We start from the raw sequence: 14,741 nt of genomic DNA, 5'->3' as shown, positions 1-14,741 counted from the left end.
ATTAAAGCCAAAATGCGGGATATTGGCGATTTTTGCGCAAGTTATTGATAACGAGAGCGATGATCACGATGATGACAGATCCAATAAGTACGGGAAATATTAAATAGCTCCAAGCATACGCCCCTTGAATGACAACAATCGGATCTGCACCGGCAGGAGGATGAGTGGTTTTAGTCAGCATCATCAAGCAAATGGCAAGTCCTGTGCCTAATGCAAAGGTCCATGGATGGGCCCCGAATACCTCAAAGACAACAATCCCTGTAAGTGCAGAAATGAAATGGCCGCCAATCACATTTCTCGGCTGTGATAATGGAGCATTCCAAGCGCTGAATACGAGCACACAGCTTGCTCCAAAAGGTGCCATTAACCATAAGCTTGAAGTATAAGCGGTCAAGGAAGCAAGTGCCAATATGGTGATAAATCCTCCTATAAGCCCTGTAACAGCATCTTTGCTATTTACCTGTAAAGGTGTTTTCCCTTTTCCTTTCATTTTCAAAAAGAAGTTGTTTTCCAAATGAATCCCTCCAGTAGGTATAGAATAATAGTTATAAAATAACCTGTCAATTTAATTTTTAATGGTTAGTTTATGATAACAGTAAAAAAACCGTTCACTGGGGAACGGTTTACTCATTGTTGATTTTTTTCTGATGGCGCGAGACCTTTTGTCTGTTGCCGCATATCTTCATGGAGCACCATTTTCGCCTTCCTGTTTTATCAAGAAAGAGCAAAATGCACTTTTCGTTTGCGCACCTTTTCAGCTGTTGGATTTCTTTTGTATGAATCAGCCATAACGCGTCGTAAGCGATAAGCGATAAAATGGATTGATCGAGTGTTCCATTCGGTATGCGTGCCAGTGTGTCATCTATGATTTGATAAGAAAAGGGAGCGGCGGCAATTTGATCTTGCAGGAAAGAGATGAAAGCTTGAGAGGGTTCACTGCCCTCGGCGATACGCTCAAAGTGTTTTCTTAGCTCAGCGCGGAATTGATGAATTCGTTGCAGCACGAGAGAATCAAGTTCTTGGACTTGCTGTAACGTAAAAGAATGGAGAAAAGGAGCGGTTTCTCCCATTATTTCTAACCATGCCATCAGATCTTTTTCTGACTGGATGAGATCGTGCCGTTTATCATAGCTGATGATTTCTGTATTCACGAGATCGAGAGAAAGGTTTTGTGTGATCAGAGGGAATTGCGTATTTGCCATTGTAATCATTCCTTTCAACATCATTGTAAGCGCCAAAACCTTTTTCACGCAAGGATATGAGAAAAAGGAGGATTTATCGTGTTGAAAAAACAAAAGCTTGAGAAAGTGTGCAGCAGGCAATTGTCTTTTTTGCCACATATCAGTATTCAAGAATGCCTCGAGCCTGACTCAGAATCATTCATTTTTTACTTAACAGCTGAACGACCAGAAGAGAGATCAGTGGAAGAAGTCTTTCGTTTATTGATGGAGAGGGAAGAGTATGCAGAAGTTGGCTGGGAATGGAACAGAGCGGCGGTAGAGAAAAACAGAGAGGCTGTAATCACCAAAATACTGGAATCGGTGATAGAGTATGGGATCTTTTCAGAATTTGACGGAGCATCTGTTTTACAGCGAATTCTTGCCTATGAAAATAACGGGATTCAAATTGATGAACGGCTATTTACAAATGAAAGCAGACATGTCGTCATCTATGATGAATGGAATTTGTTTCTAGTGTTTGGGTATGAAGGGACGACAGCTTATTTATATACGTGGTTCACAACAGCATAGAGAGATGATCTTGTGATTGTCATACGCGAAATAGGCATGAAAAAACCTTACTCCTAATGGGGTAAGGTTTTCATTCTTATGCTGCAGGTGTAACGATTTGGTTTCTTTCTAAAATCGCTTGGGATTCTTCGTTTGCTGGGCGGTATCCCTTTTCGATCAGTTCTTTTATGTAAAGCTTATTATAAATAAATGAGAAAACAATGCCGCTGACCCAGCCGCCAATTCCTAACGTAAATGAGCCAAGAACGACAGAAATAATAAACATGATCGCAGCCCATTTTAAATCACCGCGGAATAACGCAGGGAAAAACCCGAAGAAGAAAGTCGTCCAGCTAAATCCGACTTTTACTTCCTTTGTCAGTCCGCCTTCGTTTTTCAGCAAAACCTTCATCGTATTCAACCTCTTCTCTAAGATGATATCGTAAGCAGAATCAAAGAAAAATAAGACAAAAGAAAGATTGCAAAGTTCATTTTCTGCTCAACAATTCCTATCATACTACTACTTTAGGGAAAAAGTAACTTCAAATTTAAAAAAACGAAAAAAAGGATGATATAAATCCAATTAAGTATAAATATGGGAAATGCGATCAAGATTAATATACAAAACCCGCCTTCCTAAGTGAGAAGGCGGGTTTCCTTTTATTATGAGAACAGCTTATCAATAAACGAAATATCGTCTTGAGAAAGCGTTACGTCGGCTGTTTTGATGTTATCAATCAGCTGATCGGCACGTTTTGCCCCAGGGATTAAAATATCAATTTCCGGTCTTGCCAAATACCAAGCCAATACGATGTGCGGGATATCAACGTTGTGCTTTTCGGCAATCGGCGCAAGCTTGTTGACCTTTCTGATATTTTCTTTAAAACGCTCGCCCTTGAAGTGTTCTTGTTCGTTTCGCAGGTCTCCTTCAGGGAACGTTGTATCTTCTGTATACTTTCCTGCCAATAATCCTGATACGAGCGGGAAGTAAGGGATAAATGAAATGTTATGCTCCTTCGTATACGGGAAAAATGTCTTTTCCGCTTCACGGTTTAACAGGTTGTATTCGCCTTGCAATACATCTACCAAGCCGTCTTTGTTTGCTTCCTTCAGCTGCTCTAAAGAGAAGTTGGATACACCGATGGAACGGATTTTTCCGGCTTGCTTCATCTCATTCAGCGCGTTAACCGCTTCATCCTTCGGCGTATGTTCGTCCGGGAAGTGAATGTAGAATAAATCGATATAATCCGTATTCAAACGCTTCAGGCTTTCATCAACTGATTTCTTAAGGAATTCTGGTGAATTATCAAAGACAAAGTCATTTCCTTCTTTTCTGTGCGCCGCTTTCGTCGCGATGACGACATCTTCGCGATTGAACTCGCTCAGCACTTCACCAATTAGCTCTTCGGAACGGCCGATCCCGTAAATATAAGCGGTGTCTAACATGGTCACACCATTACGGATCGCCTCGCGTACCAGTTCTTTCCCGGTTTCTTCATTCAGGTTCGGGTAGAGGTTATGTCCTCCGACAGCATTTGTTCCTAATCCGATAGGGAATACCTGCAAGTCTGATTTTCCGAGCGTAGCTTTTTTCATGATCTGCCTCCTAGAATAAAATGGATGAAAGACTCTCAACACTATTGTAACCGTTAGGCCAGATGAATGCTGATTTGGTGCTCATTGCAGTACTGTGTGTACTCGTCATCTAATGGCTGAGATGTCACAATGCAACGCAGCCTGTCAAACGGCGCATATGTCAAAAGTGTTGATTTTCCGAATTTAGAATGGTCAGCCAATAAATACACTTCTTTTGCTTTTTCCGAAATCCTTTTTTTAATGTCGTACTCCAGCAGATCGGAATTGGTCAATCCGTGTGTCAGCGTCGTTCCGGTAGCGGACATAAAGGCTTTGTTGATGTTGTACTTATCAAGCATAGCCGGGTCGTCCATGCCGACAAAGGAGCGGGTTTTTCTCTTATAGTTGTTTCCGATAATGATTAAGTTGATATTCTTCAAAGCTGACGCCGCATTGATAATGTCTAAGCTGTTGGTTAAAATGGTGACATTTTTGGCCGGGTCAAGCGTATCGAGAATAGACTTTGTTGTCGTTCCTGAATCAATGAAGATCAAATCGTGATCTTCAATAAAACGGGAGGCATAATGGGCGATTTTTGTTTTTTCATCTTGGTGCTGAATGGTGCGATTCTCAAAAGGAACTAATGCGGTTTTTTCAATAGATGTTACGCCGCCGTATACTTTTTCAATCGCACCCTTTTCTGTTAGCTTGTTGATATCTCGTCTGACTGTGTTTTTAGAGACATTGAACACCTGGCACAGCTCATCTAAGGAAACAGTGCCATGCGATAATATGTACTCCTCCATTTCCTGAATCCGCATCAGTTTCATATTAAAAACTCCTTCTTGAATCTTTACGTAACATAAATATATAATAAAAACCAAAAGTTTATCAATAGTTGATTAAAAAATGATAACACCGGTGTATATCTTTTGCAAGAATCGACGGACTTCTTGTTTATCTCTTAATTAGTTAAAAGATTAATATAATAAAAATAATGAAAAAATGTAGTGTTTATGATTGACTTATGGGTATTGTGCGATTAGAATATAACCAAGAAATGACCAAAAAGTAACCTGATGTGCATGAAATGGTTGCTTATTTCAAATTGCATCGCCATTTATTTTTTTGGTTTTTTTGAAAGCGTTTAATTCTTGGCTTGCTGAAAAGTGGATATTGATATGAATCTATCTTGAACCATCCATACAAGTGTATGTGTTTACTAATGAAGGAGGCAATAAGAATGGCAGAAATCAGAAAATTAAAAAACTACATCAACGGTGAATGGGTTGAAAGCAAAACAGATCAATACGAAGAAGTTGTTAATCCGGCGACGAAAGAAGTGCTGTGCCAAGTGCCGATCTCTACAAAAGAGGATATTGAGTACGCTGCGCAAAAAGCGGCTGAGGCATTTCAAACCTGGTCAAAAGTGGCGGTTCCGCGCCGTGCCAGAATTCTATTTAACTTCCAGCAGCTGCTTTCTCAGCATAAAGAAGAACTTGCTCATCTGATTACCATTGAAAATGGAAAAAACACAAAAGAAGCGCTTGGAGAAGTGGGACGCGGAATTGAAAACGTGGAATTCGCAGCTGGAGCACCTTCCCTGATGATGGGTGACTCACTTGCTTCCATCGCAACGGACGTTGAAGCGGCCAACTACCGCTACCCAATCGGAGTTGTCGGCGGAATCGCGCCATTCAACTTCCCGATGATGGTTCCTTGCTGGATGTTCCCGATGGCAATCGCACTCGGAAACACATTTATTTTAAAGCCATCTGAGCGGACGCCGCTGTTAACAGAGAAATTGGTTGAGCTTTTTGAAAAAGCGGGTCTTCCGAAAGGGGTATTCAACGTCGTATACGGTGCGCATGACGTTGTGAACGGCATCCTCGAGCATCCAGAAATTAAAGCGATTTCATTCGTAGGCTCCAAGCCGGTCGGCGAATACGTTTACAAAAAAGGAAGCGAAAACTTAAAACGCGTTCAATCTTTGACAGGAGCGAAGAACCATACGATTGTCCTGAACGATGCGAATCTCGAAGACACAATCACAAACATCATCGGAGCAGCCTTCGGTTCTGCCGGTGAACGCTGCATGGCTTGTGCGGTTGTGACGGTTGAAGAAGGAATCGCTGATGAGTTTATGGCGAAGCTGCAGGAAAAAGTGGCTGACATTAAAATCGGTAACGGCCTTGATGACGGCGTGTTCTTAGGACCGGTTATTCGCGAAGACAACAAGAAACGCACACTCAGCTATATCGAAAAAGGTTTGGAAGAAGGCGCGAGACTCGTATGTGACGGACGTGAAAATGGGTCTGACGAAGGCTACTTTGTCGGCCCGACGATCTTTGACAATGTCACGACAGAGATGACGATCTGGAAAGATGAAATTTTCGCGCCGGTCTTATCTGTTATCCGCGTGAAAAACCTGAAAGAAGCGATTGAAATTGCCAATAAGTCTGAGTTTGCGAACGGTGCCTGCCTGTTCACATCCAACTCAAATGCAATCCGCTACTTCCGTGAAAACATCGATGCGGGAATGCTCGGCATCAACCTGGGTGTGCCGGCTCCAATGGCGTTCTTCCCATTCTCAGGCTGGAAGTCTTCATTCTTTGGAACGCTGCATGCGAACGGAAAAGACAGCGTCGACTTCTATACGCGTAAAAAAGTGGTTACAGCAAGATATCCGGCGCCTGATTTCAACTAAACGACGAACAGCCGAACGGCGTCCATGTGCGCTGTTCGGACTCATTCTGCCAATAGAAAGAGGAGGGCTTCACTATGAGTTATTTGTTGCGTAAGCCGCAGTCGAATGAAGGATCGAATGGGGTCAAACTGGTGCACGAAGTAACGAAATCCAACTCTGATCTCACCTATGTAGAGTTTAAAGTGTTAGATCTCGCTTCCGGTTCCAGCTATGCAGAAGAGTTGAAAAAACAAGAAATCTGTATTGTGGCAGTAACGGGAAAAATCACAGTGACCGATCATGAGTCGACTTTTGAGAATATCGGCACACGTGAAAGCGTATTCGAACGAAAACCGACAGACAGCGTCTATATTTCAAATGACCGTGCATTTGAGATTACAGCGGTCAGCGACGCAAGAGTGGCGCTTTGCTATTCTCCATCAGAAAAACAGCTTCCAACAAAGCTAATCAAAGCGGAAGACACCGGAATTGAGCATCGCGGGAAGTTTTCAAACAAACGGACTGTTCACAACATTCTTCCGGACTCAAACCCTTCAGCTAACAGCCTATTAGTAGTTGAAGTCTATACAGAAAGCGGCAACTGGTCCAGCTACCCGCCTCATAAACATGATCAAGACAACTTGCCGGAAGAATCTTTCTTAGAAGAAACGTACTACCATGAGTTAGATCCGGGACAGGGCTTTGTGTTTCAGCGCGTATATACAGATGACCGCTCCATTGACGAGACGATGACCGTCGAAAATGAAAACGTTGTCATCGTTCCTGCTGGATACCACCCGGTAGGCGTTCCGGATGGATATACATCCTACTATTTAAATGTCATGGCAGGGCCGACGCGGAAATGGAAGTTTCATAACGACCCGGCGCATGAGTGGATTTTAGAACGCTAACAAGTGAGGAGTGGCTGTTTACGATGAAGTATACATTCAATGAAGAGAAGGCTTTTGATATTGTTGCCATCGGCCGGGCATGTATTGATTTGAACGCAGTGGAATACAACCGCCCAATGGAAGAAACGATGACGTTTTCGAAATACGTCGGCGGTTCACCTGCGAATATCGCGATCGGCAGCGCGAAGCTAGGCTTAAAAGCGGGATTCATCGGCAAAATTCCAGATGACCAGCATGGAAGATTCATAGAGTCCTATATGAGAAATACCGGCGTTGACACAACGCAGATGATTGTTGATCAAGATGGCCATAAAGCGGGCCTTGCATTTACAGAAATCCTCAGCCCTGAGGAGTGCAGCATCTTAATGTATCGCGATGATGTGGCAGACCTCTATCTGGAGCCTTCAGAGGTAAGCGAGGCGTATATCGCAAAGGCGAAAATGCTGCTGGTTTCGGGGACAGCGCTCGCCAAAAGCCCGTCACGGGAAGCGGTGTTGAAAGCTGTTCAATATGCGAAAAAGCATCAGGTCAAAGTGGTGTTCGAACTGGATTACCGCCCATATACGTGGCAGTCAGCGGATGAAACAGCCGTTTACTATTCTTTGGTCGCCGAGCAGTCTGATATTGTCATTGGCACACGCGATGAATTTGACGCCATGGAAAATCGCACAGGCGGAAGCAATGAGGAATCAGTCAATCATTTATTTGAGCATTCAGCCGACCTCGTTGTCATTAAACACGGCGTCGAAGGCTCTTACGCATACAGCAAATCAGGCGAGGTATTCCGAGCGCAAGCGTACAAGACAAACGTGCTGAAAACCTTTGGAGCTGGTGATTCTTATGCGTCAGCCTTCATCTATGGCCTTGTCAGCGGAAAAGATATCGAAACGGCATTGAAATACGGCAGCGCTTCAGCCTCCATTGTGGTGAGCAAGCACAGTTCGTCAGAAGCGATGCCGACTGCGGAAGAAATCGTACAGCTTATTGAAGCACAGTCATAATTGAAAAAGATCGAGTAAAGGTGGGATCGTTTGTGGGTAATAAAATTCGCTTAACAACAGCACAAGCGCTGATTAAATTCTTAAACCAGCAGTACATCCATGTAGATGGAAAGGAAGAGCCTTTCGTTGAAGGGATTTTCACGATTTTCGGTCATGGTAACGTATTAGGGATTGGCCAGGCGCTTGAGCAGGATGCAGGCCATTTGAAAGTCTATCAAGGGAAAAATGAACAAGGAATGGCGCATGCCGCAATGGCGTACAGCAAACAAATGCTGAGAAGAAAGATATATGCGGTCTCTACATCCGTCGGACCCGGAGCGGCCAACTTAGTAGCAGCGGCCGGCACTGCATTGGCAAACAATATCCCGGTTCTCTTCATTCCGGCAGATACATTTGCGACAAGACAGCCAGACCCTGTACTGCAGCAAATGGAGCAAGAATACAGCGCGGCGATTACGACAAACGATGCATTGAAACCTGTATCGAGATACTGGGACCGCATTACGCGCCCCGAGCAGCTTATGAGCAGTTTGCTGCGCGCGTTTGAAGTCATGACTGATCCGGCAAAAGCAGGTCCGGCAACGATTTGTATTTCTCAGGATGTGGAAGGAGAAGCATACGACTTTGATGAAAGTTTCTTCGTCAAACGGATTCACTATATTGATCGCATGCAGCCGAGCGAGCGCGAGCTTCAAGGTGCGGCGGAGCTGATGAAAGCCAGCAAAAATCCTGTGATCCTCGTCGGCGGCGGCGCAAAATATTCCGGTGCGCGCGATGAATTGGTTGCCATTTCTGAAGCGTATCACATTCCGTTAGTTGAAACGCAGGCAGGAAAGTCGACAGTTGAAGCTGATTTTGCGAACAACCTCGGCGGAATGGGCATCACAGGTACACTTGCGGCAAATAAAGCGGCCCGCCAAGCTGATTTGATTATCGGCATCGGCACAAGATATACGGATTTTGCGACATCCTCTAAGACCGCTTTTGATTTTGATAAAGCGAAGTTCCTGAACATTAATGTCAGCCGAATGCAGGCGTATAAACTCGACGCGTTCCAAGTGGTGGCGGATGCGAAAGTAACGCTTGGCAAACTGCACGGCTTGCTTGCAGGCTATAAGAGTGAATTCGGCTCAACGATCAAGGAGCTGAAGGACGAATGGCTCGCTGAACGCGAACGCCTCAGCAAAGTGGCATTTAAACGGGAAGCGTTTGATCCGGAAATCAAACATCATTTCTCTCAAGAGATTCTAAATGAATACGCTGACGCGTTGAATACGGAACTTCCGCAAACAACGGCATTGCTGACAATCAACGAAACGATTGCTGAAGACAGCGTAATCATTTGTTCAGCGGGCTCTCTTCCAGGAGATTTACAGCGTCTGTGGCATTCAAATGTTCCGAATACGTATCACCTGGAATACGGGTACTCCTGCATGGGCTATGAAGTGTCCGGGACACTTGGGCTTAAACTGGCCCACCCTGACAGAGAAGTATATTCCATTGTCGGAGACGGCAGCTTCCTGATGCTTCACTCTGAGCTGATTACAGCGATTCAGTACAACAAGAAAATCAATGTGCTGCTCTTTGATAACTCTGGTTTTGGATGTATCAACAACTTGCAAATGGATCATGGCAGCGGCAGCTACTATTGTGAGTTCCGCACAGATGACAACCAGATTTTAAATGTCGATTATGCGAAAGTTGCTGAGGGATACGGCGCGAAAACCTATCGTGCGAACACAGTAGAAGAGTTAAAAGAGGCGTTAGAGGATGCGAAGAAACAGGACGTATCAACGTTAATTGAAATGAAGGTTCTGCCAAAAACAATGACGGACGGCTATGACAGCTGGTGGCATGTCGGCGTAGCAGAGGTGTCTGAACAAGAAAGTGTTCAGAAAGCATACGAAGCAAAAGAGAAAATGCTGGAATCTGCTAAGCAGTATTAGAGGGGAGGCATCATAGATGGGCAAAAATGAAATCCTGTGGGGGATTGCTCCCATTGGGTGGCGGAATGATGATATGCCTGAAATCGGAGCGGGAAATACTCTTCAGCATTTGTTAAGTGATATTGTCGTCGCGCGTTTTCAAGGCACGGAAGTCGGGGGCTTTTTCCCTGAACCTGCCATCCTGAATAAAGAGCTGAAGCTTCGGAATTTGCGGATCGCAGGAAAATGGTTCAGCAGCTTCATCCTCCGAGACGGACTCGGAGAAACAGCAAAGGCGTTTAAAGCGTATTGTGAGTACTTACAGCAAGTAAAAGCGGATGTCGCTGTTGTCTCTGAACAAACCTACAGTGTGCAAGGCCTGGAAAAAAACGTGTTCACAGATAAACCGTACTTTAATGATGAAGAATGGGAACGGCTTTGTGAAGGGCTCGATCACCTTGGCAAAATTGCCGATCAGCATGGCTTAAAGCTTGTCTATCATCATCATCTCGGCACTGGCGTTCAAACGGCGGAAGAAGTGAACCGTCTGATGGCGGGTACAGACCCTGCGCATGTACACCTCCTCTATGATACAGGCCATGCTTATATTTCTGACGGAGACTACATGGGAATGCTTGAGAAGCATTTCGCCCGCATTAAGCATGTGCATTTTAAAGATGCCAGACTGAATGTCATGGAACAGTGCAGGCTTGAAGGGAAGTCGTTTCGGCAATCGTTTTTAAAAGGCATGTTTACGGTTCCCGGTGATGGATGCATTGATTTTAGAGACGTATATCAGCTGCTGTTAAAGAACAATTATTCCGGATGGATTGTCGTTGAAGCTGAACAGGACCCTGATGTGGCAAACCCGCTTGAGTATGCATTGATCGCCAGAAACTATATTGATAAGCAGTTGTTGAATCTGGCTTAATGGGGGTTTGGAGTCTGTTTGTCCCAATGGTTATGACCAATTTCGGCATTGGAACAATGGCTGCAATTCTTCCCGGATGTGTGACGGCCAGTATGATCATCGGGCTTCTCTTCGCGCCGAATACATCTGGCAAGTCGCTTGAACAAATTCAGGAGGAACTCTACGGATCTCCTCGGACCCAAGTAAAGCAAGGAACAGAAAGCAAAATCATGTAACCAACAGAAGGAGTGGCTGTCAATGAGTTTAGGTATTGGTGTAATTGGAACTGGAGCAATCGGAAAAGAACATATTAACCGCATCACGAACAAGCTGTCCGGTGCGGAAATCGTGGCTGTAACGGATGTGAATCAAGAAGCCGCGCAAAAGGTCGTTGAGCAATACCAATTAAACGCGGCGGTTTATCCGAATGATGACAGTCTTCTTGCCGACGAAAATGTAGACGCTGTCTTAGTGACAAGCTGGGGGCCTGCGCATGAATCGAGCGTACTGAAAGCGATTAACGCCCAAAAATATGTGTTCTGTGAAAAACCGCTCGCGACAACGGCTGAAGGATGCATGCGCATCGTCGAAGAGGAAATCAAAGTGGGCAAACGCCTTGTTCAAGTCGGCTTCATGCGCCGTTATGACAGCGGTTACGTACAGCTGAAGGAAGCGCTCGATAACCATGTCATCGGTGAGACGCTTATGATTCACTGCGCGCACCGCAACCCAAGTGTTCCCGAAAATTACACAACGGATATGGCTGTTGTTGATACGCTTGTTCATGAAATTGATGTGCTGCACTGGCTCGTCAATGATGACTACGAGTCCGTTCAAGTCATCTATCCGAAAAAATCGAAAAATGCGCTTCCGCATTTAAAAGATCCGCAAATCGTAGTCATTGAAACAAAAGGCGGCATCGTCATCAATGCAGAAATCTATGTGAACTGTAAATACGGCTACGACATTCAATGTGAAATCGTCGGAGAAGACGGTGTCATCAAGCTCCCTGAACCATCAAGCATCAGCATGAGAAAAGAAGGCAAATTCAGCACAGATATTCTGATGGATTGGCAGAGACGCTTTGTGGCCGCGTACGACGTAGAAATCCAAGACTTCATTGATTCCATTCAAAAGAAAGGCGAGGTCAGCGGACCGACGGCGTGGGATGGCTATATTGCCGCTGTTACGACTGACGCGTGTGTAAAAGCCCAGGAATCCGGACAAAAAGAAAAAGTTGATTTGAAGGAAAAGCCGGAATTCTATCAATCTTATACAACAGTTGAAAACTAAAAGTAGAGGAGTGAAAATATGAAATTAGCATTGGATCCATCGATGTATCGTGATGATTTAACGTTGGAGGAAATGGTTTATAAAACGGTGGAGCTTGGCTATGAGTATATTGAGCTATCGCCGCGCGAGGATTTTTGTCCATTCTATAAATATCCGAAGGTCGATTCAGCAAAGATTAAACAATTAAAGCGGCTTTTAAAGGATACAGGTGTTAAGCTTTCATCGCTCCTCCCTCTTTACCACTGGGCGGGTCCTGATGAAGACCGCCGCCAGGCTGCGGTGCGCAATTGGAAAAGGGCGATCGAAATTGCGGTTGAACTTGAAGTGGATTTGATGAACAGTGAATTCAGCGGTTCAAAATATGATCCTTTAACAAGTGAAGAAAAATTTATCAAATCCATGGATGAGCTTCTGCCAGTCTTTGAAAAAGAAGGCGTTAAACTGAATCTTCAAGCCCATCCATACGATTTTATCGAAACGCACAAAGGTGCGATGGATATGATCCGCGCGCTTGACAAGGATTGGATCAATCTTGTCTATTCAACTGCGCATACCTTCTTCTATGATGACGGCAAAGGCGACATCGAGACAATGTTTGACGAAGCCGGCGACCGCCTCACACATGTTTTATTTGCGGATACCTATAATCATAAAGCGGCTCATGGCCTGCGCTATATCGTCAATCCGCCTGACGCGAAAGTAACGGTTCACCAGCATTTGGACATTGGCCAAGGCGAGGTTGATTTTGAGACGATTTTCAGAAAGATGAGAGAAATGAAGTTCGATGGAATTGCGACCAACGCCGTATTTGCTTGGGTTGACAAAAGAGCGGATGAATCAAGCCGTTTTATGCTTCAAAAAATGAAAGAAGAATTAGGTCTGGCATAAGCTGAGCATGGAGTTCGGCGGGATATGGCGAACAGCCTCCCTGCCGAACTCCCTTCATATCTAAAACGCAGATGGGGGAGTCTGACATGAAACTTTGTTTTAATGAAGCCACAACATTGGAAAACTCAAATCTTAAACAGGATTTAGAACTGTGCGAAAAGCACGGCTATGATTATATTGAAATCCGCACATTGGATAAGCTGCCGGAGTACTTAAAAAACCATTCATTGGACGATCTTGCGGAGTATTTTCAAACCCATCACATTAAACCGCTTGCCTTAAACGCACTCGTTTTTTTCAACAACCGTGATGAAAAGGACACAAATGAGATCATCGCTGAATTTAAAGACATGATGGAAACGTGCAAAACCCTCGGCGTAAAATATGTCGTGGCCGTTCCGCTTGTGACTGAGCAGAAGATTGTAAAAAAAGAGATCAAAAAGAGCAGTGTAGAGATGCTGACTGAGCTTTCAGATATCGCGGAGCCGTACGGCGTAAAAATCGCGCTTGAATTTGTCGGGCATCCGCAATGTACGGTCAATACGTTTGAACAGGCGTACGACATCGTAAACACAGTCAACCGTGACAATGTCGGGCTTGTCCTTGACAGTTTCCACTTCCATGCGATGGGTTCAAATATTGAGAGCTTAAAGCAGGCGGACGGAAAGAAAATTTTCATCTACCACATCGACGATACCGAAGATTTCCCAATCGGCTTTTTAACGGATGAGGATCGTGTGTGGCCTGGCCAAGGGGCGATTGACTTAGATGCCCATTTATCAGCCCTCAAAGAAATCGGTTTCTCTGATGTTGTATCGGTTGAGCTTTTCCGGCCTGAATACTATAAGCTGAGTGCCGAGGAAGCCATTCAAACAGCGAAAAAAACAACGGTTGATGTTGTATCAAAATACTTCAACATGTAATGGATAAAGGAGGGGTGAACATGGCTTTTGTATCGATGAAAGAGCTTCTTGAAGATGCAAAACGGGAGCATTACGCAATCGGCCAGTTTAATATTAATGGCCTGCAGTGGACAAAAGCGATTTTGCGGGCTGCGGAGGAAGAACAGTCTCCTGTCATTGCGGCGGCATCAGATCGGCTGATCGACTACTTGGGCGGATTCAAAACCGTAGCCGTGATGGTCAATGCATTAATGGAAGAATTGTCAATCACCGTTCCCGTTGTCCTTCACCTTGATCACGGCAGCAGTGTGGAGCGCTGCAAACAAGCCATTGACGCAGGGTTTAGCTCGGTCATGATTGACGGATCACATTCGCCGATTGATCAGAATATCGCCATGACGAAAGAGGTAGCGGATTATGCCAAGCTTCACGGTGTGTCAGTGGAGGCTGAAGTCGGCACGGTAGGCGGCATGGAGGACGGCCTTGTGGGCGGCGTCAAATACGCTGATCTTCATGAGTGCCAGCGTCTCGCGGAAGAAACCAATATTGATGCCCTGGCGGCTGCGCTTGGATCAGTCCATGGAAAGTATCAAGGTGAACCTAAGCTCGGATTCAAAGAGATGGAGGAAATCGCTAAGGTCACGAATATTCCGCTTGTTCTTCACGGCGCATCGGGAATTCCGGCTGATCAAATCGCAAGAACAATTCAGCTTGGTCACGCGAAGATCAACATCAATACGGAATGTATGGTGGCATGGGCAGAAAAAACGCGCGTCATGTTTGAAGAAAATCGGGACTTATACGAACCCCGCGCCTATATGACGCCGGGAATTGACGCGGTAAAAGAAACAGTGAAAAGCAAAATGAAAGAATTCGGCTCAGCGGGAAAAGCCGCTAGACAGCAAGTCAGCTGAAGAAAA

General features: G+C 44.9%; 15 protein-coding genes and 1 pseudogene. 11 read left to right on the top strand and 5 right to left on the bottom strand.

Annotation, left to right across the window (positions count from 1 at the left end; translation table 11 throughout):
- Window position 1: 1 nt before the first annotated feature.
- A complete protein-coding gene (locus ABZM97_RS20585) occupies window positions 2-490 on the bottom strand; it encodes an HPP family protein (protein ID WP_250621890.1) in 489 nt (162 codons plus the stop codon).
- 133 nt (window positions 491-623) lie between these two features.
- The gene (locus ABZM97_RS20580; protein ID WP_367387092.1) at window positions 624-1,202 is read right to left on the bottom strand and encodes a CGNR zinc finger domain-containing protein; all 579 of its coding nucleotides are present in this window, start codon (window positions 1,200-1,202) and stop codon (window positions 624-626) included.
- Window positions 1,203-1,280: 78 nt separating this feature from the next.
- Between ABZM97_RS20580 and ABZM97_RS20575 the strand changes: the two genes are divergently transcribed.
- Window positions 1,281-1,751: a hypothetical protein gene (locus ABZM97_RS20575; RefSeq protein WP_087991955.1), complete on the top strand. Its 471-nt coding sequence runs from the start codon at window positions 1,281-1,283 to the stop codon at window positions 1,749-1,751.
- Between the two features lie 76 nt (window positions 1,752-1,827).
- Here ABZM97_RS20575 and ABZM97_RS20570 read toward each other — a convergent pair whose 3' ends face one another.
- The 3 genes from ABZM97_RS20570 to iolR all read right to left on the bottom strand — a co-directional run bounded on the left by ABZM97_RS20570 (window position 1,828) and on the right by iolR (window position 4,135).
- On the bottom strand, window positions 1,828-2,142 hold the full coding sequence (locus tag ABZM97_RS20570) for a DUF2628 domain-containing protein (RefSeq protein ID WP_121641573.1): 315 nt from the start codon (window positions 2,140-2,142) through the stop codon (window positions 1,828-1,830).
- A gap of 251 nt (window positions 2,143-2,393) precedes the next feature.
- Window positions 2,394-3,326: an aldo/keto reductase gene (locus ABZM97_RS20565; protein WP_087991953.1), complete on the bottom strand. Its 933-nt coding sequence runs from the start codon at window positions 3,324-3,326 to the stop codon at window positions 2,394-2,396.
- 53 nt (window positions 3,327-3,379) lie between these two features.
- Window positions 3,380-4,135, bottom strand: a complete 756-nt coding sequence (gene iolR / locus ABZM97_RS20560) for a myo-inositol utilization transcriptional regulator IolR (RefSeq protein WP_087991952.1) — start codon at window positions 4,133-4,135, stop codon at window positions 3,380-3,382.
- Between the two features lie 413 nt (window positions 4,136-4,548).
- Here iolR and iolA point away from each other — a divergent pair, with 413 nt between their 5' ends.
- From iolA to fba, 10 genes and pseudogenes are all read left to right on the top strand, one after another.
- Window positions 4,549-6,012: a methylmalonate-semialdehyde dehydrogenase gene (gene iolA / locus ABZM97_RS20555; protein WP_202327818.1), complete on the top strand. Its 1,464-nt coding sequence runs from the start codon at window positions 4,549-4,551 to the stop codon at window positions 6,010-6,012.
- A 74-nt stretch (window positions 6,013-6,086) separates the two neighbouring features.
- Window positions 6,087-6,902: a 5-deoxy-glucuronate isomerase gene (iolB, locus tag ABZM97_RS20550; protein ID WP_087991950.1), complete on the top strand. Its 816-nt coding sequence runs from the start codon at window positions 6,087-6,089 to the stop codon at window positions 6,900-6,902.
- A gap of 23 nt (window positions 6,903-6,925) precedes the next feature.
- Complete coding sequence (iolC, locus tag ABZM97_RS20545) at window positions 6,926-7,903, top strand: 5-dehydro-2-deoxygluconokinase (RefSeq protein ID WP_087991949.1); 978 nt, start codon at window positions 6,926-6,928, stop codon at window positions 7,901-7,903.
- 32 nt (window positions 7,904-7,935) lie between these two features.
- Window positions 7,936-9,849, top strand: a complete 1,914-nt coding sequence (iolD, locus tag ABZM97_RS20540; RefSeq protein ID WP_367387091.1) for a 3D-(3,5/4)-trihydroxycyclohexane-1,2-dione acylhydrolase (decyclizing) — start codon at window positions 7,936-7,938, stop codon at window positions 9,847-9,849.
- A gap of 16 nt (window positions 9,850-9,865) precedes the next feature.
- A complete protein-coding gene (gene iolE, locus ABZM97_RS20535) occupies window positions 9,866-10,759 on the top strand; it encodes a myo-inosose-2 dehydratase (RefSeq protein WP_202327820.1) in 894 nt (297 codons plus the stop codon).
- Window positions 10,760-10,761: 2 nt separating this feature from the next.
- Window positions 10,762-10,974: pseudogene (locus ABZM97_RS20530) on the top strand (MFS transporter); the annotation flags it as partial.
- Between the two features lie 22 nt (window positions 10,975-10,996).
- Window positions 10,997-12,031: a bifunctional inositol 2-dehydrogenase/D-chiro-inositol 1-dehydrogenase gene (gene iolG, locus ABZM97_RS20525; protein WP_333516342.1), complete on the top strand. Its 1,035-nt coding sequence runs from the start codon at window positions 10,997-10,999 to the stop codon at window positions 12,029-12,031.
- Window positions 12,032-12,049: 18 nt separating this feature from the next.
- The gene (locus ABZM97_RS20520; RefSeq protein ID WP_367387090.1) at window positions 12,050-12,919 is read left to right on the top strand and encodes a sugar phosphate isomerase/epimerase family protein; all 870 of its coding nucleotides are present in this window, start codon (window positions 12,050-12,052) and stop codon (window positions 12,917-12,919) included.
- A gap of 86 nt (window positions 12,920-13,005) precedes the next feature.
- Window positions 13,006-13,842 carry a 2-keto-myo-inositol isomerase gene (gene iolI, locus ABZM97_RS20515; protein WP_087991944.1) on the top strand — a complete coding sequence of 279 codons (837 nt, stop codon included), beginning with the start codon at window positions 13,006-13,008 and terminating at the stop codon, window positions 13,840-13,842.
- A 20-nt stretch (window positions 13,843-13,862) separates the two neighbouring features.
- A complete protein-coding gene (fba, locus tag ABZM97_RS20510; RefSeq protein ID WP_087991943.1) occupies window positions 13,863-14,735 on the top strand; it encodes a class II fructose-1,6-bisphosphate aldolase in 873 nt (290 codons plus the stop codon).
- Window positions 14,736-14,741 lie beyond the last annotated feature (6 nt).

Source organism: Bacillus vallismortis, from assembly GCF_040784915.1.
Lineage (GTDB): Bacteria > Bacillota > Bacilli > Bacillales > Bacillaceae > Bacillus > Bacillus subtilis_G.
The sequence above is the reverse complement of the archived record's forward strand: the minus strand, read 5'-3'. Positions and strand labels throughout refer to the sequence as shown.